Here is a 16,842-nt window from a genome sequence, read left to right as displayed (position 1 = left end):
GGCTAGCCGAAATCGGTGCTACTGACCTTGTACCGGCTTGGGCGGATGCGGCTTGGATCTGGATTTTGCGCCAGACTTCGCCGGAGCATTTGGCGGCGGCGTATCGACCGACACCAGGTACGCAGCGAGTGCCTTGGCGGTGTCGGGGCCGGCCGAATAATGGTCCTGGAGAAACCAGGACAGCGTCAGGCTGTAGCGCCCCTTCGCCAGCCCCCGCGGGCTGCGATGGCAACTCGCGCAGCCATCCGCGAAGAGCTTTTCGGGCGACTTGCCGGCGTCGAGATTTTGCGCGGAGGCAGGCGGCGCCGTCAGTACGACGCCTGCTGCAGCAATGGTCCCGAGAATCATCAGAGGCGCGACAACTTCGTGCCCCCGTCGGATAAGCGATCTCACTATCGTCCCCAAGCCCGTCTTGCGATCACGCCGCCAGCAACTGATCGAACTCCGGCGGCGCATAGGCCTTGCCGTCCTGATCGGTGATGACGACCCGCCAGCCTTCGCTGGCCCAAACTTTCGCCTTCGCCACGATGAGCAACCGGCTCTCGCGGGCAAAACTGTACTTCTCATTGTCGCGTTCTGCGACCATTTTATAGGCCAATTCGCATCCCCTGCGTTGCCCTGCACCCGCTCTCGTCGTGGCAGCGGGCTTTGGCGGCAATTCGCCGGGAGCGTGGCAATTTGGTGCCGTTCGCTGCCTACCCGCGCAGCGTCCGGACGAACCGCCGAATGTGATAGAGATCCGAAGACCGCGCAGAAACCGCCAGCCGGGCTCCGGCCCATCGCCGCCGCGACGGAACCGATAGCGCTCGGGGGATCCGCTCAGTGGACGCGGATCACATGTGGCCGGCCGAGATCAATCAGGCCCTGCACGGCCGACAGGCGGTCGTCGAGAGCGGCAATGGTGAGCAACAAATTGTTGCGACGCTCATCGAGCAGGCCCATCTCGGCGCCGGAGAGTTTCTTGCTCGTCCGCTCCTTGTGGATGCCCTCGAGAGACTTGCGCAAGCCGGCAATCAGGCTGGCCAGCTGCTTGGCCTCTTTGGTCATCGAACGCTTCGCAACATTCTGGCGGCGCGACTCCGCCTGGCTCTGTCTCATCTTCATCCTCCCGTGCCCCGCTGCCCCGAGTGGAATGCTTACAGCTTTGGGTAGACATCTTACGATCAATGAAATCTGCCAGCGAAGAACCTTCTTAAATTTTACGCGCACGGAACCGAAGCCAGTTGCCAGCAAAAAGCCCGGCACGAAGGCCGGGCTTTTCAGCGTCGCTAGTGCTTCTGTGGCCCGCCGCCATGCGGGGCGGCGTTGATGTGCGGAGCGCCGCCACCGCCCGCCGGATGCGGCATCGCAGGTGCGGCCGCGCGCGGTGCCGGCATCTGCGCATGCGCATTCATCGGCGCACCACGGCTGACGTTCGGCTGGGCCATATGCGGCATCGCAGGCCGGGCCGCCGGCGCGGCAGACATTCGTGGCGCCTCATGCGCCCGTGCCATCGGCTGCGCGTGTACCGCGGCCCGGGCCGAGGTCGGCTCGTGCATCATGCGCGCCTGCGCATCACGGGGATTGCGCGTCTGGACGGCGCTACGCTCATGCGCGATGCGTTCGCCTGGCCGGGCTCCCGTCCGGTCGGCTGTCGCTGCGGCGTCGCGCTTTGCGATGGCCGCATCGCGCCGCGAAACCGTGGCATCTCGGCCGGAGATCGCGGCAGCGCCGGTGACATTGCCCTTGCCGTGGATGCCTTCGCGGTCGAGCGCGACCGCCGCGTCACGCGTGGCCGCACGACCGATCCGGGCAGCGTGCGGGTCGATCGTCATCCGCGTCGCGAAGCGTTCGTGGGACGTCCAGTAGCTATTCCAGTAGGCGTGGCGACGATACCAGGGACGGCCCTCGTAATAGCTCGACCAGTACGAGCTCAGTACGAAAGGAACGACCGGCACGTCGATCTCATCGGCATAGTCGGGCAGGTAGACATAGTGGTTGCGATAGAGATATTCGAGGTATTGCGAAGACACCCAGCCGCGATCATCGGAGAAGCTCACATCGCACCAGGCATCGCCGCGCAGGCAACCATGAATGTTGACGCGAGCGCCCTCGGGAATGCGATCGACCAGCGGAAAGCCCGGTCCCGGCCCGGCGCGCAGACCGGTGGAGACGGTGACGATACCCGGCGCGGCCAATGCGGCCGTCGGGGTGAGCAGCAATGCTGCAACTAAAGCGGTTCTCAGTCTCATGGCGAAGTCCTCCTTTGGGAGGCGGAACGCGCGAGCGGAATAAAGCGTTCCGCTCACGATCATCGCTTCAGCCTAAAGATTGAGACAGGATGCGGCGCGTGGTTCAATATTCATCCGCCATTCATCGGCGGAGCAAAGGCTCACTTCACCCGCAGCATGAAGGCGTCGAAATAGGCTGTCAGCGCCGTAAAATCCTCGAGCGGCAGCACCTGGGCCACATATTGATCCGGCCGCACCACGACCATGCAGCCGACCTTCCGATCGATACCGCGCATCGTGAAAACGTCGTGGCCGCTCTTGAGATCCGGGCAAAACATCTTCTCGTAGTCGGACAAGCCGTAGCGGCCCTTGCTCGGGAGCAGCAGAGACGGCATCTTCTCGAGCTCGATCTCACGATGATCCTGCTGAAACACCGCGCGCAGATCGATGACACTATCGATGTCGGAGCTCGCAGGCGTGTATCGCAGGATCGGCGATTCCCTGGCTTCGGCGAGGAAATTGCACAAGGCGCGAATGGCCGAGCTCGACGACGCGGGATTCTCGGCAGGCGAAAACGCGTAGATGCGGAAACGCCCGTCGGCCGTCCCCGCGTGGCCAAGATGCACCGGCTTGGCATCTCCGAGCCGGATCACGGGCGCGGAGTGGAATCGTTTGCCGATGACGAAACCTGGCGCGAGATGCTGATGCGACGCCGCGCCGGTCAGGATCGACGGCGCGTAATGCGTCGCGGTGCCCGCGGTGTAGCGGCCGTGCCTGACGAAATAGTCCTGCGTCTTCGCCGCGTCGGCGCCGCCGGCCTTGGCCGCGGAGGCCAGGATGCCGGCCCATTCGCGATCGAAGTCGATCAGCTCCTTCGCCACCGCCTGCCGCTCCGCCGAATAGGAATGCAGCAGGCTCGGCGCAGACTGCTTCCGCAGCACGGCGGCGAGCTTCCAGCCGAGATTGAAGGCGTCCTGCATCGAGACGTTCATGCCCTGCCCGGCCTTGGGACTGTGCGTATGGCAGGCATCGCCGGCGATGAAGATGCGCGGCTGCCGCGTTGCGATCTCGGATTCCGGCACGTCGTCGAACTTGTCTGTCAGGCGCTGACCGATCTCGTAGACCGACCACCAGGCGATCTCCTTCACCTCGAGTGTATAAGGCTTCAGGATCCGCTGCGCCTTCGCAATCACGTCGTCGGCCGTGATGTTGCGGTTGGCGACGCGCTCGCCGACGTCGAGCTTGGCCAGCTCGACATAGATGCGGACCATGTAGCCGCCTTCGCGCGGGATGATGAGAAGGCTGCCGTCCTTCGCCGACTGGATCAGCGTCTTGAAGCGGATATCGGGAAAGTCGGTCACCGCCAGCACGTCCATCACGCCCCAGGCGTGGTTGGCGGAATCGCCGTGCAGCTCGCGGCCGATCGACTTGCGCACCGTGCTGCGCGCGCCGTCGCAACCGACGACATAGCGCGCCTTGATGGTCTCGACCTTGCCCTCATCAGTGCCATCGACGCGTTCGAGGCGCACGGTCACGGCGTGATCGGCGGGACCTGCGGCCGCATCGATCTGGAGGTCGATCAGGCGCCTTCCGTAATAGGGCTCGAGCTTGGCCGGTGATTTGCGCATGAGGTCGAGAAAGCCGTCATGAACGCGCGCCTGGTTGAGGATGACGTGCGGAAATTCCGACAGGCCGTCCTCGACGTCCTGCACCCTGCCGCTGCGGACGATCTTCTCCGGCGCCCGCTCGTCCGGCTTCCAGAACGTCGTCTCGTTGACCCAATAGGCTTCCTTCAGCACCCGCTCGCTGAAGCCAAAGGCGTGGAACATCTCCATGGTGCGGCAGGCGATGCCGTCGGCCTGGCCGACCAGGAGACGGCCCGGCTTCTGGTCGACAATGCAGGTCTTGATGTCGCCGAATTGCGCGAGCTGGGCGGCCAGCGTCAAACCGGCGGGGCCACAGCCGACGATGAGGACGTCGACCTCGTCGGGGACAGCGCCCAAAGCACCGGGCGCCGGAATGCGCTCGGCGGGATCGGCAATCTCGGGATCGCCCGGCTGGAATCCATTGAGATGGAATTGCATGAGCACCTCCCCCGCTGACGCGTTGTTCGATATTGCTCAGTATGCTGACTATCAGTATACTTGTCAATGATCGGCACCGTCCGCATCGCGAAGGAGAATTCGGTGAAAGACAACATCGACATGCCCGGCCATCTGGCGCGGCGCTTCCAGCAGATCGCGGTCGCAGTGTTCCTGGCCGAGGTCGGCGACGCCGGCTTCGACCTCACTCCGGTGCAATACGCAGCGCTTGCGACCATCAAGGCCAATCCGGGACTCGACCAGGTGACCCTCGCAGGCCTGATCGCCTACGACCGCACCACCATCACCGGCGTGATCGACCGTCTGGTGCAGAAAGGTCTGATCGAGCGCCGCGCCAGTCCGCGCGATCGGCGCGCAAGAGAGCTCGAAATCACCGACGAGGGCCGCCGCACGCTGCGCAACATCACGCCGGCGGTGGAGTCCGCCCAGCGCATCATGCTGCGGGGTCTCAATGCCAGGGAGGGCGAGGAATTGATGCGGCTGCTCCGCAAGGCGATCGCGGCCGGCAATGAGCTCAGCCGTGCCCCGCTGCGCCAGGCGGAGGCTTAGAGCGCTTCGGGAATATGGGTCCTGCTTCGCATCAAGAAGCCGGCCTCCGTATTTCTATCGGTATTTTGTCGCGGATCCGCGTAACCTGGAGCTAACCTTCGGCTGTTAGGGTCGGCAACATTCTGCGCTTAACGCGCCATTAACTTTGCCGGTTCGGGAGATCAGGATGTTCAGGTTCACCATCGCGGCCGCGGCCATCGCGCTCTCGACCGTTCCTGTGCTTGCCAACGGCCATGGCGGCGGCGACGCCCCTCCTCCGCCCAAGCCCGAGGCAACGACCGCGCCGGCGAAGGTGGTCCTGACCAAGCAGGGTCCCAAGCTGGTCGATCTCAAAGGCATGACGCTCTACACTTACGAGCGCGACACCAACGGCAAGACCTCGAACTGCAACGGCAAGTGCACCGAGAGCTGGGTTCCCCTGGCCGCGACCGTCGACGCCAAGGCCGTCGGCGACTTCACCGTGATCAGCCGCAACGATGGCAGCAAGATGTGGGCGTACCGCTATCGGCCGCTCTACACATCGCCTGCCGACAAGGCGCCCGGCGATGCCAATGGCAACGCCACAACTCTGCAATGGCGCATCGCGCGACCTGAAAATTAAGGCCGGAGCGGCGCGCGTCCGTCACCGTAGCGCGCACCCGCGAGCTTGGCCTGGGCTGCAGCGGCAGCGCTCGCGAAGGGCTTCACCCGCGCCAGCTCGGTCCCGCCTCGACCTGCGCGCTCTGCCCTGGCGGCAGGACCACGACGGTGGCGTTGAGCTTCACCCGGTCGAACAGGTCGATGACGTCCTCGTTACGCATCCGGATGCAACCCGACGAGATCGCCTGGCCAATATATTCCGGCTGGTTGGTGCCGTGGATGCGGTAAAGCGTGTCCTTGTTGCCGACATAGAGATAGATGCCGCGCGCCCCCAGCGGATTGGCGGGGCCGCCGGGCACGCGCGCCGGATAAGGCCCGAGCCGCGCCTGGATTTCGGCGGTCGGCACCCAATCCGGCCATTCCGCCATGCGGCCGACGCGCGCAACGCCCGAGAAGGCCATGGCCTCTTCGCCGACCGCGACGCCGTAGCGGATCGCCTTGCCATCGGGCAGCACGTAGTAGAGATAGCGCGCGTCGGTATCGACCAGGATGGTGCCCGGCTGCTCCTTGCGCGGATAATCGACGACGTGACGGAGATATTGCTCAGGCACATTCGCCTGGGCGTAAGGCGCATGGGCCAGCAATTGCCGATCGCGCGGCGTCATGCTCGCGTCGGTCGACGGCGACAACGTCGCCTGCATGCAGCCGCCAAGCGGCAGCAAGGCGGCAAGGAAAACTGCGATCGAAACTCTTGGCACCGCCGGCCCCCGATAGCGGATAGCAGCGCCCCCAGCACCGCGAGATGCTGCCCAAATCGTGCTTAAAACAAGGCAGCGTGGAACACGTGCCCGTGTTCGGCCGATCCGGTTCCATCACCACATCTGGCGGAAGACGTCGCAGTCTCTCCATCGCCTCGCCTTGCTTTGGTCAAACCCGGCTGGACTCGTGCGCCATCGGCCAACCGCCTCAGACTTGGATGGGCCATTCAACCGATCGGCTCGCGCCAATGCGAACGACCAATGCTTCAGGGGAGCTGCAATGCTCGCGACGCTGAACAGCCGGCAAATTGTCGATGAGATCGTGAAAGACACGGTCAAGGACAACGACCCGCACGACGCCATCCAGATTGCGCCCGACGTGATCAGGGCTTCGCGCGCCGGTAGCGAGGCGCCAACGCTCGCACCGGAGCTCACGGCGCGGCCGGAGCCGAAATTCGCAGCGGAGCCAAAACTCGCAGCGGAGCCGAGAACTCATTTCGAACCGAAGTTAAATCCGGTCGAGCCGAAGTTAACTCCGGTCGCAGAGCCGCAAGCTGCCGCGCCATCGGTCGACACCGCCGTGCGCGTGACTGCGAGCGATGAGCGCAGCCGGCCAAAGCGATCGGCCGCCGGCAAGTGGCTGCGTGGCGCATTCGTCACCTTCCTGTTTGCCGGCGGCAGCGCCGCCGCCACCATTGCCTGGGAGAAGCACGGCGACACGGCCAAGCAGATGGTCGCCGAATGGACACCGGTCCTGGCCTCGCTGCTGCCTTCGACGTCACAGACCGCGCCCGTCGCAGCCGCGCAGGTCACGCCGCCTGCCGCGCAGGATCAGATCGCCGATCAATCTGCCGCGCCTCAAACTGCAGGCACGCCCGCAGAGCCAGTCACCACGGCCGCGGCGTCGCCAACAGCCACACAAACCGATACCGCGCCTGCGGTGGAAGCCATGACGCGCGACATCGCCGCGATGGCGCAGCAGATCGAGCAGCTCAAGGCGAACATCGCCGAGTTGAAGGCCGGTCAGGAGCAGATGATCCGCGAGATGGCGAAGCCGCCGGCGCCAAGGCCGGTCGCTGAGGCGCGACCACCGGTCAATTCGCCCGCACGCGCGTCTGCGCTGTCGCCGCGCGCTCCGGCACCGGCGCCGCCGGTTCGCAAACCGAAGCCGGTCGTGTCGCACACCTACATGCCGGCTTATTCGCCGCCGCCGCTCGCACCTCCGCCGCCGCCTTCGCAAGCCACTGCGGTCCCGCCGCCGCCAGCGCCGCCGGTTGCGACGACGCAAACTGTTGCCGATGATGACGGACCTGTCGTGCGTCCGCCGATGCCGGTGCACTAGAGCTTCGTCGAGAAACTCGCATCAAGCGAGAACGCAGGCTGTCCGACTCGATGTGTTCAGTTGAGTCCGTGCAACTACGGTGATGCGCAACTCGCGCGCAAAGAGAAAAGGCCGTCGGGATCTATGCCGCCGGCCTTCTCTTGCAGCTGCCGGTTCCCGGAGCCCGGTTCTGCTGCAATTCCATGCCTTATCATCAGGCCGATATGTTTAATTAAATCTTAAAGCACATTCCGGTTGCACATCATTTCTGCGCCATAAGCACAGAGATTGCGCGGTCCGTTCATCGGATAGAGATCGACTCAGTGGTACGATCCATCATGTCTTGAAGAACTCCATTGAAGGCTTGTTTCGAGACTTTGGGTCGTCACACCGGGGGAATTCGGATGCCTTACTACTCCTTCGATCTCGTGGTTGGTGAAGAGTTCAAGAACCAGGGCGGAATCATCCTCGAGGATATCGAGGTTGCCTCCGATCGCGCCGTCCAACTGGCCAGCGAGCTGTCGCAAGTGAAGCCCGAGTTGCAGCGGAAGGGTTGCGCGGTGCGCGTCACCGATCGCGATCACAACGAGGTCTATCGCACGCCGCTGGATCCCGTGCCGGCCTGGCAGCGCTAGCTAATCGTCCAGGTCAGGCGCTTCGAACCAGTTCGTCAGCGACAATCCGCCGTCGACCACGAAGGCCGCACCGGTGACGTAACCTGAAAGCTTGTTCGACAGCACGGTGAGTGCCACCGGCACGAGGTCGTTGGCCTCGCCGAGACGTCCGAGCGGAATGTGTTTCGCCAGCGAAGCATCCGCGACGAAACCGCCGGCCGCGATCGCGCCCGGCACCAGCGCGTTGACGCGAATACCGTGACGACCGAAAGTCTTCGCGAGCTCCTTCACCAGCATCGCGAGCCCCGCCTTCGCCGTCGAATAATGCGGCAGGTTGCGCGGCGTACCCGCATGCAGCGAGGTGAGAAACAGGAACGAGCCTGATCGCTTCGCTGCGATCAGCCGTTTTGCGATCTCGCGCGCCAGATGAAAGCCGGCATCGAGATTGACGGCATGCATCTCCTGCCAGGTCCGGCGGTCGACCGCGAGCGCGTGATCGGCCTCGCGCCGCGGCGGAGAGGCGCTGTGCACGAAATGCGTGACCTCGCCCAGTTCGGCATCGGCGGCGGCAAGCAATGCGTCACACCCATCCAGCCCGGCGAGATCGCCGACCCAGGGCCGCGCCAACTCGGGCGCCTTGCTCGCCGCGACGGCCGCTGCGACGCGCTCGGCACTCACATCGGCAAACAAGGTCCGCACGCCCTCACCGACCAGACCCAGCGCGATGGCGCGGCCGATACCGTTGCCGGCGCCGGTGACGAGTGCCCTGTCGCGCGCGGGATCGAATGGCATGCTGAACAGGCTCATATCCCCTCCGGACCAGGCTCAATTTGGCGCGCCCGACGAAGGCGCGACAATCCGCCCCGGCAACCATTGCAGAGCGGCCCGCCGGGCGCTAGCCTCCCAAAAAAACGTGGAGGACCCAAGGATGCGCTACCCCTTGCTGATGGCAGGCCTTTTGCTGATCGCAGCTCCCGCCCAGGCGGCTGACGACCACACGCGCTCGACCTATGTGACGATGGTCTTGCAGGCCTTTGCCGCCAAGGTCGAATGCCCTGGTACAGACGTCGCCTACCAGGATCTGGTGCAGAGGGCGCAGCAGATGCAGCTTCCCGACGGCACCACCGAGCAGGTGCGCAAGGCCATTGCCTGGATGCACACCGGCGGCAAGATGGGCGAGAAGCAGGCCGACGACATCATGGCAGAGGTCGCGGTCGCGACCCAGATGACCGATCTCGACCAGCGCCGGCTCGGCATGAGCAATTGGTGCGAAAAGCAGAAGACCAGCCTCGCCGGCCTGATCCGCAGCAAGGGCGGCTAGCGGGTTTTCCAGACATTAAGGCTGCCGCGCCGGAACCCGCGCGGCGGCAAATAATCGTCACAATCATCGCCAGCATGCGGCCTCTTTGAAAGGAGAACCCCATGCGGAATGCCTATCTTGTTTTCGCCGGTGCTCTCGCGATCGGTGCTGCGCTGACCGCTCCGGCCGTGGCGAGGAACAACGACGCCCAGAGGAGCGACGACAAATCCACCTCGTCGCCATCCTGCAGCGCCTATCAGCAAGGCCCGGACGGCTCGTGGGAGCAGCTCCCCTGCAAGGAGACTGGCGAGCGTGCACAGCCACAAACGCAGCACCGGGCCGCCACCCAGGGAACCGATCACGAGGAGCGCTAAGTTGTCTGCCAGCGCACCCTAGCTATGGGCGGGCCCGCGCATGATCTTCATGGCGTCGGCGATGTGGCGCCACTCCTTGGCCTCATCAGCCTCGCCGCGGCCCTCGCAGAGCTGAGCCTGCTCGGCGGCCCTCGCAATTGCAGCGAAACCATGCTGTTCCAGCATCTGCCGGGCGACGGTATGAACCTGGACCTCGGACATCATGGGCGCTCTCCGGTTTGACGCTCCCGCGCGGCATCGCCCGCGCGGGGTGTCTCACAACGATTGAGCCCCGGATATCGTTCCGTGGCGTAGACGGCAACATGCAAAGGCGGCCCGCCATGCCCAACGGACCGCCTTCTCACCCACCCCGAAACTGAAATCGTCGGCCGCGTCTCCTACGCCACCGCCGCCTTCTTGCGCTCGAAGTCGTTTGGCACCTCGATGTCGACCTCCAGGGTCGAGACTTCGTCGCCCCGTTCCAGCCGAACGATGACCTTGGTCGGGTCCAGCGTGACGTGCTTGGAGACGACCGCGAGAATTTCCTCACGCAGCACCCCGAGCAGATCGGGTTGACCGCGCATTCCGCGTTCATGGGCCAGCAGGATCTGCAACCGTTCGCGCGCGACCGGTGCAGTGGCCTTGTTGCCGCGGAGAAGCCGAAGCAGACCCATGCTCATGCAGCCCTCCGTCGCAGCAGACGATCCATGAAGCCCTTACGCTCGGTCGGCACCTGCATTGGCACGGTATCGCCGCACAGCCGCCGAGCGGCGTCGATATAGGCCCGGGCGGGTGCGCCTTCGGCGTTCGACAGCGTCACCGGCGTACCGACGTTGGAGGCCTTCAGCACGTCCTGGCTCTCCGGGATGATCCCGAGCAAGGGCGTTGCGAGGATTTCGAGGATGTCGTCGATGGTCAGCATCTCGCCGCGAGCGGCGCGCGCGGGATCGTAGCGGGTGATGAGAATGTGCTTTTCAACCCGTTCGCCCTTCTCGGCCCGCACGGTCTTGGAATCCAGCATGCCGATGATGCGGTCGGAATCGCGCACCGAGGAGACTTCCGGATTGGTGACGATCACGGCCTCGTCCGCAAAGCGCATCGCCATCGAGGCGCCGCGCTCGATACCGGCCGGGCTGTCGCAGATCACCCAGTCGAAGCGGCTGCGCAGGTCGGCGATGACCTTGCCGACGCCCTCTTCCGTCAGTGCGTCCTTGTCGCGGGTTTGCGAGGCCGGCAGCAGCCACAAATTCTCCAGACGCTTGTCCTTGATCAGCGCCTGCGGGAGCTTTGCCACGCCCTGCACCACGTTGATGAGGTCGAACACCACGCGGCGTTCGGCGCCCATCACGAGGTCGAGATTGCGCAGGCCGACGTCGAAATCGACGACGACGACCTTGTCGCCGCGTTGCGCCAGCGCCGCTCCCAGTGCGGCGGTTGTCGTGGTCTTGCCGACCCCGCCCTTGCCTGATGTCACGACCAGTACCTTGGCCATCTCAAATATCTCCTTCTGGTCAGTTCAGCGCGGTAATTCGCATGGTGTTGCCCTGCAGCCAGGCCTGGGCCGGCCGGCCGCGAAGAGCGGAATCGATGTCGTCGGCAGTCTGATAAAACCCATCGATTGCAAGCAGTTCGGCTTCGATCTTCTGGCAATAGATGCGCGCGCTCGTGTGACCGTTCACACCGGCCATGGCGCGGCCGCGGAGCGCGCCGTAGATGTGGATGGAGCCGCCGGCCACGACCTCGGCGCCGGAGCCGACCGAGCCCAGAATGGTGACGTCGCCGTCGGGGAAGATCACGGTCTGCCCGGAGCGCACGGGGCTCTCGAGCAGCAGCGAGGTCGGCTTGCTCTCGGCCTTCGCCTCGGATTTCTTGGGGGCACTCTGCTCGACCACGCAGCTCCGCCCGCCCGAGAGCAGCGGCGGCATGGATGGCGTCAACCGGCCCTCCTCCACGCCCTCGATGCCGAGCACGCGAATGTTGCGGTCCTGCAGGCTGGTGAGCAGATGGCCGATGCCAGACTGGCTGAGATCGACCGAGGACAGGTCGACCACCACGGGCCGGCCGGCAAAGAAGCCCGGCGAGCGGGCGATGGTGGCGTCGATCTCCAGCAGCCAGTCCTGGATCGGGACCGTCGGCACGAACACGAAAGCCACATAGGAGCGACCGCGCAGGCGCACCATCTGGCGTTGAGGTTTTGCTAGGGCCTCCATGGCGGCCGACTCGTTCCCTGTTATTGAATGGTTAACGATGGCGCCGATATGGTTAATGGCCGGTTAATTTCTCCGTGGGGCTACGTGGATGGGCCGCCTCTAGTCTTCTCTCGCCCTGTCATCCTGAGGCGCGAGACGTCCGGCGCCAAGCGCCGGATGGGGACCTCGGAGGACGTACGGCCCAGTTGCCGCCGGGCCGTCGCCCTTCGAGGGCCGCTGAAGAAGCGGCCACCTCAAGCTGACGGGAATGGATAAGTGTTCGCTGTATCCAAATCGTCATTGCGAGCGCAGCGAAGCAATCCAGGCTGCCTCCGCGGAGAGACTCTGGATTGCTTCGCTGCGCTCGGAATGAGGAAGCGGTGGCGTTGCGCCCCCTACTTCTTCACCTTGCTCGCATCCATCTTGATGGCGGGATCCAGCATGTTTGTCGTGAACGCCGTCGTCACGTCGAACGGCTTCTCCATGCCTAGATAGGTCTGGACCAGCTCATAGTCCTTCTTCATTCGCTCGCCGTCGATCCAGCCCAGCGCCTTTGTCGTCGTGAACTCGTCCGTCATCAAGACCTTGATGCGCTCCCACTGGCGCTCCTGGTTCTCCTTGTCGAGGCCGGAGACCTGGTCGAGCAACGCTTTCAGGCAGGGCGTGACGTCGGCGACGCAGGCCGCAAAGGCCTTCTGCGTCACGCGCACGAACGCCTCGACCAGCTTCGGGTTCTTCTGCAAATAGGCGCCGTTGACGATCAACGAATTGCCGTAAGGATTGAGGCCGATGTCCTTCCAATTGATGTAGCCGAGATCTTGCCCGAACTCGATCACCTTCAGATCATGCTCGTTGTAGAAGTCGCTGATGATGTCGACGGTGTGGCTCTTCAGCGCGGCGATCTTCGCGGTCGGCCCGATGTTGACGAAGCTGACGGAGTCAGGCGCAAGCCCTGCAGCCTTGGCAAAGGCTGGCCACATCACGCGCGAGGCGTCGCCCGGCGGATTGCCTATCTTGTGGCCGGCAAAATCCTTCACGCCGTTCACGCCGTAGCTCTTCAGCCAGTAGAACGTCTGCCCGGTGTTGGCGTAGACGCTCATCACAGCCACCGCGTCGGCGCCCTTGCCCCTCGCCACCAGCATGGTGGCGAGATCGGAGACGCCGAATGGCGAGCCGCCCGAGCCCACTTTGGCCGCGGAGACGCCGGAGCCCTTGCCGGTCTCGATGGTGAGGTCGATGCCGGCCTTCTCGTACCAGCCCTGCGCCTTGGCATAATAATAGGGAGAGTGGTCGGCCGTCGGCGTCCAGTTCAGGATCAGGTTGACCGCCTCGCCCGCGCTCGCCGGCGGTGCCGATACACCGAGCATCAGGGCCACGAAAGCCGCCTGCAAATGCTTCATCGCATCTCTCCTCGATCCCGCGACCCGGCTTGTCGCTCTCCCCATCTGAGGCTACCAATGCAACAAGCCCGCCCTCAACTTGTCAACTGTTTGGTTGGAAATGTCGGCAAAACGATCAGGCGACACCGCGCCGCAGCGGCGCGACCCCGTCGCTACTCGCAAGAAACTGCTCACTGCGGCGCGCCTGGAATTTGCCCGGCACGGTTTTGCCGGCGCCCGCGTAGACGAGATCGCCGAGCGCGCCGGCGTCAACAAGCAGTTGGTCTACCACTATTTCGGCGACAAGGACGCGCTCTACCTCGCCGTGCTCGAATGGGTCTACGAGGACATCCGCGAGCAGGAGCGCAGGCTCAATCTCGAGGGCCTGCCGCCCGACAAGGCAATACGCCGGCTGATCGAGGCCTCGTTCGATCATCTGGCGGCGAACCCTGATTTTATCGTGCTTTTGAACGACGAGAACCGTGGCGGTGCCCGCCACGTCCGCGGCTCGACGCGGCTGGAGGCCATGCATTCGCCGCTGGTCAAGAGCGTCTCCCACATCCTTCACGAGGGCGTGCGCTCGGGCCTGTTCCGCAACGGGATCGACCCTGTCCAGCTCTACATCTCCATCGCGGGCCTCAGTTATTTCTTCTTCTCCAACACGCCGACGCTGTCGGCAATCTTCGGCAAGGACCTGTCGAGCCGCACCGCGCGTCGCGCCCGCCGCCGCCATGTCGTCGATCTGGTGCTGCAGTCGCTCCGGCCGTAATCAACCAACTGGTTGAAACTTGGCGCAAGGCCGGTTAGGCTCGCCGACGTGGCAGGGTAGCCGCGGCAATTAGGAGCAACAGGTGGCAGCTCGCGGAGCAAATCCGGCGCGCAGCTTTGCGATCGTCCTGATCGTGCACCTCGCCGTGCTCGTGCTTTGGCAGGTCGCGGTTGACGCCTTCCACGTGCCGAAATTCATCCTGCCCTCGCCGCTCGCGACGGTGCAGACGCTGGGCACCGCAAGCTATGCCTGGGGCGCCAATACGCTGGTGACCGGAATCGAGATCCTCGGGGGCTTCGCGCTCGGCGCTTTCGTCGGCGTCGCGCTCGCGGTGATCTTCAGCTGGGCCCCCCTCGTCAGCCTCGTCCTGCTGCCGCTGTTCGTGACCTTGAACATGATTCCGAAGGTCGCGCTCGGCCCGCTCTTCATCGTCTGGTTCTCCTACGGCATCCTGCCGAACATCCTGATCGCCTTCAGCATCTGCTTTTTTCCGATCCTGCTCACCACCGCGCGGGGGCTGCGCGAGGTCGAGCCCGATCTGCTCGATCTCGTCAAATCGTTGCGCGGCTCGCGCTGGACCCTGTTCCGCAAGATCCAGCTGCCGGGGTCGCTGCCCTACATCTTCTCCGGCATGAAGGTCGGCGCCATCCTCGCGGTCGCGGGCGCCATCGTCGGCGAGTTCATCGCCTCGGAACGCGGGCTCGGCTACCTCATGATCCAGGTGCAATCCTCGCTCGACACGCCCGCGATGGTGATGGCCGTCGTGCTGCTGACCCTGCTGGGCGTCGCCCTCTACGGCCTGGTGCTCGCCCTCGAACGCATGTTCGTCGTGGGCGACGCCAGGCAAACCTGACCAAGGATCAATCGATGCTCCTCACCCGCCAGACGCTGCCGAAAACCATCCCCGACATCGCCGCCCTCGACGATCTCCTCTGCCGGCCGACGCAGGAGCTGATCGACGGTCTGAACAAGGTCGAGGGCGACATCATGATCCTCGGCGTCGCCGGCAAGATGGGCCCGACGCTGGCAGGTCTTGCGAAAGCGGCCGCGCCCCAACGACGCGTCATCGGGGTCGCCCGCTTCACTGACGCAAGCGTCAAGCACTGGCTGCAAGCGCGTGGCATCGAGACCATCAATTGCGACCTGCTGGATGAGGCCGCGATCAACACGCTGCCGAAAGCGCCGAACATCGTCTTCATGGCCGGCCGCAAGTTCGGCGCCGAGGGCGATCTGTCGCTGACCTGGGCGATGAACGCGCATGTGCCGGCGCTGGTCGCCCAGGCCTTCCCATCGTCGCGGATCGTCGCGTTCTCGACCGGCTGCGTCTACCCTTTCGTCCCGGTCAACGGCACAGGCTCGCCCGAGGAGATGGCGCCGAACCCGCCCGGCGAATACGCCCAGTCCTGCGTGGGGCGCGAGCGCATGTTCGAGTATTTCTCGCACAAGTTCGGAACGCCGGGCCGGCTGTTCCGGCTCAACTACGCCATCGACATGCGCTACGGCGTGCTGCACGACATCGCGACAAAGGTGCTCGCAGGCACGCCGATCGACGTCAGCCTCGGCCATGTCAATTTCATCTGGCAGGGCGACGCGTCCGCGCAGGCACTGCGGTGTCTGGCGCACTGCACGGCGCCAACTTCGCCGATCAATGTCAGCGGCCACGAGATTTTGGCCGTTCGCGATCTCGCACAAAAGTTCGGCGACCGCTTCGGCCGCGCGCCGGTACTGACGGGCAAGGAAGAGCCGACGGCGTGGCTGACGGATACCTCGCAGGCCGTGAAGCTATTCGGTCTGCCCGTGGTGGACACCGAGCAGCTGATCGCCTGGACCGCCGACTGGGTCTCCCGCGCCATGCCGAGCCTCGGCAAGCCGACCAAATACGAGGTGCGCGATGGCCGCTACTGACCGACCTGCCGTCATCAAGCTCGGCCCCGAAGATGCGATGGCGGGGCTTGTGCTGTCGACGGAAGCACACTGGAACCAGACCGAAGAGGATTGGCGCATCTTCCTGCGCGACGGCATCGTCTTCGGCATACGCACCGGCGTGCTGTTGGTGGCAACCGCCGCGCTGCTGCCCTACTCCGGCAACAACGCCTGGATCAGCATGGTGCTGGTGACATCAAGCCACCGCCGGCGCGGCCTCGCGACGCGCCTCGTCGATGCCTGCCTGGAGACGGCACGCAAGAACGGCCTGACCAGCTGGCTCGACGCGACGCCTGACGGCGTCGCGGTCTATGGCCCGCTCGGATTCACGCCGACGCTGCAGTTGCGCCGGCTGAAGCTCGCGAAGTCCGCGCGGGCCGAAGCGCCACCATCGTCCTCCGCGAGCATCGATGCGCTTCGCGCGCGCGACCGGCGGGCCACCGGGCTCGATCGCACCGCTCTGCTCTCAGCTTTCGCTCAGCGCTCCGGCTCGCGCATCGTCTCCGCGAACGGAGCCATCGCGCTGGTTCGCGATGGCCGGACCGCCCGTCACGTCGGCCCGTTATTCGCCGACAATGCCGCGGCAGCGCTGACCCTGATCGATGCGATCGTACGCTCCGAGACCGGTCCTCTTCTGCTCGACGCGGTCGCCCCGCAGCAAGCCTTCCTCGAAGGATTGACCGCATCTGGCTGGACCATCGAGCGCCCGTTCCAGCGCATGCGGTTCGGCCCCGCCACTTCAGCGGGCGAGGAATTGCCATTCGCCGTCGCCGGCCCCGAATTCGGATAGGACACC

22 protein-coding genes are annotated in these 16,842 nt (G+C 64.7%); 10 read left to right on the top strand and 12 right to left on the bottom strand.

The features are described 5' to 3' along the window. Window positions 1-18 precede the first annotated feature (18 nt). The 5 genes from X265_RS17680 to X265_RS17660 all read right to left on the bottom strand — a co-directional run bounded on the left by X265_RS17680 (window position 19) and on the right by X265_RS17660 (window position 4,294). Window positions 19-348, bottom strand: a complete 330-nt coding sequence (locus X265_RS17680) for a hypothetical protein (RefSeq protein ID WP_128965956.1) — start codon at window positions 346-348, stop codon at window positions 19-21. Window positions 349-418: 70 nt separating this feature from the next. Further along, on the bottom strand, window positions 419-598 hold the full coding sequence (locus X265_RS17675; RefSeq protein WP_128965955.1) for a hypothetical protein: 180 nt from the start codon (window positions 596-598) through the stop codon (window positions 419-421). Window positions 599-819: 221 nt separating this feature from the next. Then, on the bottom strand, window positions 820-1,098 hold the full coding sequence (locus X265_RS17670; protein ID WP_128965954.1) for a hypothetical protein: 279 nt from the start codon (window positions 1,096-1,098) through the stop codon (window positions 820-822). Between the two features lie 170 nt (window positions 1,099-1,268). Continuing rightward, window positions 1,269-2,231: an SH3 domain-containing protein gene (locus X265_RS17665; protein WP_128965953.1), complete on the bottom strand. Its 963-nt coding sequence runs from the start codon at window positions 2,229-2,231 to the stop codon at window positions 1,269-1,271. A gap of 140 nt (window positions 2,232-2,371) precedes the next feature. Beyond that, entirely contained in the window at window positions 2,372-4,294 is a 1,923-nt protein-coding gene (locus X265_RS17660) for an FAD-binding monooxygenase (protein ID WP_164938642.1), read from the bottom strand. A 102-nt stretch (window positions 4,295-4,396) separates the two neighbouring features. Here X265_RS17660 and X265_RS17655 point away from each other — a divergent pair, with 102 nt between their 5' ends. Next, the gene (locus tag X265_RS17655; RefSeq protein ID WP_128969320.1) at window positions 4,397-4,861 is read left to right on the top strand and encodes a MarR family winged helix-turn-helix transcriptional regulator; all 465 of its coding nucleotides are present in this window, start codon (window positions 4,397-4,399) and stop codon (window positions 4,859-4,861) included. Window positions 4,862-5,027: 166 nt separating this feature from the next. Then, on the top strand, window positions 5,028-5,462 hold the full coding sequence (locus X265_RS17650) for a COG4315 family predicted lipoprotein (protein ID WP_128965951.1): 435 nt from the start codon (window positions 5,028-5,030) through the stop codon (window positions 5,460-5,462). 82 nt (window positions 5,463-5,544) lie between these two features. Here the strand turns inward: X265_RS17650 and X265_RS17645 are convergent, their stop codons facing one another. After that, window positions 5,545-6,141: a L,D-transpeptidase gene (locus X265_RS17645; RefSeq protein ID WP_188637405.1), complete on the bottom strand. Its 597-nt coding sequence runs from the start codon at window positions 6,139-6,141 to the stop codon at window positions 5,545-5,547. Between the two features lie 337 nt (window positions 6,142-6,478). Here X265_RS17645 and X265_RS17640 point away from each other — a divergent pair, with 337 nt between their 5' ends. Both X265_RS17640 and X265_RS17635 read left to right on the top strand, forming a co-directional pair. Continuing rightward, complete coding sequence (locus X265_RS17640; protein ID WP_128965949.1) at window positions 6,479-7,540, top strand: hypothetical protein; 1,062 nt, start codon at window positions 6,479-6,481, stop codon at window positions 7,538-7,540. 383 nt (window positions 7,541-7,923) lie between these two features. Then, entirely contained in the window at window positions 7,924-8,154 is a 231-nt protein-coding gene (locus X265_RS17635) for a DUF6894 family protein (protein ID WP_128965948.1), read from the top strand. On the opposite strand, the gene X265_RS17630 is transcribed toward X265_RS17635, so the two are convergent. Then, entirely contained in the window at window positions 8,155-8,940 is a 786-nt protein-coding gene (locus X265_RS17630) for an SDR family NAD(P)-dependent oxidoreductase (protein WP_128965947.1), read from the bottom strand. It lies immediately after the preceding gene. Between the two features lie 121 nt (window positions 8,941-9,061). On the opposite strand from X265_RS17630, the gene X265_RS17625 reads away from it, so the two are divergent. Together X265_RS17625 and X265_RS17620 are read left to right on the top strand one after the other, a co-directional pair. Next, complete coding sequence (locus tag X265_RS17625) at window positions 9,062-9,454, top strand: hypothetical protein (protein ID WP_128965946.1); 393 nt, start codon at window positions 9,062-9,064, stop codon at window positions 9,452-9,454. A 101-nt stretch (window positions 9,455-9,555) separates the two neighbouring features. Further along, window positions 9,556-9,807 carry a hypothetical protein gene (locus X265_RS17620; RefSeq protein ID WP_128965945.1) on the top strand — a complete coding sequence of 84 codons (252 nt, stop codon included), beginning with the start codon at window positions 9,556-9,558 and terminating at the stop codon, window positions 9,805-9,807. Between the two features lie 18 nt (window positions 9,808-9,825). Here X265_RS17620 and X265_RS17615 read toward each other — a convergent pair whose 3' ends face one another. The 5 genes from X265_RS17615 to X265_RS17595 form a co-directional block, all read right to left on the bottom strand. Continuing rightward, window positions 9,826-10,011: a hypothetical protein gene (locus tag X265_RS17615; RefSeq protein WP_128965944.1), complete on the bottom strand. Its 186-nt coding sequence runs from the start codon at window positions 10,009-10,011 to the stop codon at window positions 9,826-9,828. Window positions 10,012-10,184: 173 nt separating this feature from the next. Beyond that, a complete protein-coding gene (gene minE / locus X265_RS17610) occupies window positions 10,185-10,466 on the bottom strand; it encodes a cell division topological specificity factor MinE (RefSeq protein WP_063683855.1) in 282 nt (93 codons plus the stop codon). Then, window positions 10,463-11,278, bottom strand: a complete 816-nt coding sequence (gene minD / locus X265_RS17605) for a septum site-determining protein MinD (RefSeq protein ID WP_128965943.1) — start codon at window positions 11,276-11,278, stop codon at window positions 10,463-10,465. The genes minE and minD overlap by 4 nt, the downstream gene beginning before the upstream one ends. 19 nt (window positions 11,279-11,297) lie before the next feature. Then, entirely contained in the window at window positions 11,298-11,996 is a 699-nt protein-coding gene (gene minC, locus X265_RS17600; protein WP_128965942.1) for a septum site-determining protein MinC, read from the bottom strand. Window positions 11,997-12,370: 374 nt separating this feature from the next. After that, window positions 12,371-13,375, bottom strand: coding sequence for an ABC transporter substrate-binding protein (locus tag X265_RS17595; protein WP_164938641.1), 1,005 nt, complete (start codon window positions 13,373-13,375; stop codon window positions 12,371-12,373). A 100-nt stretch (window positions 13,376-13,475) separates the two neighbouring features. On the opposite strand from X265_RS17595, the gene X265_RS17590 reads away from it, so the two are divergent. The 4 genes from X265_RS17590 to X265_RS17575 all read left to right on the top strand — a co-directional run bounded on the left by X265_RS17590 (window position 13,476) and on the right by X265_RS17575 (window position 16,836). After that, complete coding sequence (locus tag X265_RS17590) at window positions 13,476-14,123, top strand: TetR/AcrR family transcriptional regulator (protein ID WP_128965940.1); 648 nt, start codon at window positions 13,476-13,478, stop codon at window positions 14,121-14,123. 82 nt (window positions 14,124-14,205) lie between these two features. Then, window positions 14,206-14,976 carry an ABC transporter permease gene (locus tag X265_RS17585; RefSeq protein ID WP_128965939.1) on the top strand — a complete coding sequence of 257 codons (771 nt, stop codon included), beginning with the start codon at window positions 14,206-14,208 and terminating at the stop codon, window positions 14,974-14,976. A 14-nt stretch (window positions 14,977-14,990) separates the two neighbouring features. Continuing rightward, the gene (locus X265_RS17580; protein WP_128965938.1) at window positions 14,991-16,028 is read left to right on the top strand and encodes an NAD-dependent epimerase/dehydratase family protein; all 1,038 of its coding nucleotides are present in this window, start codon (window positions 14,991-14,993) and stop codon (window positions 16,026-16,028) included. After that, window positions 16,015-16,836, top strand: coding sequence for a GNAT family N-acetyltransferase (locus X265_RS17575; protein ID WP_128965937.1), 822 nt, complete (start codon window positions 16,015-16,017; stop codon window positions 16,834-16,836). Before X265_RS17580 ends, X265_RS17575 begins: the two co-directional genes overlap by 14 nt. The last annotated feature ends 6 nt before the right edge of the window (window positions 16,837-16,842 follow it).

The organism is Bradyrhizobium guangdongense (genome assembly GCF_004114975.1).
GTDB classification, from domain to species: domain Bacteria; phylum Pseudomonadota; class Alphaproteobacteria; order Rhizobiales; family Xanthobacteraceae; genus Bradyrhizobium; species Bradyrhizobium guangdongense.
This window is presented reverse-complemented; position numbering and strand designations above follow the sequence as displayed.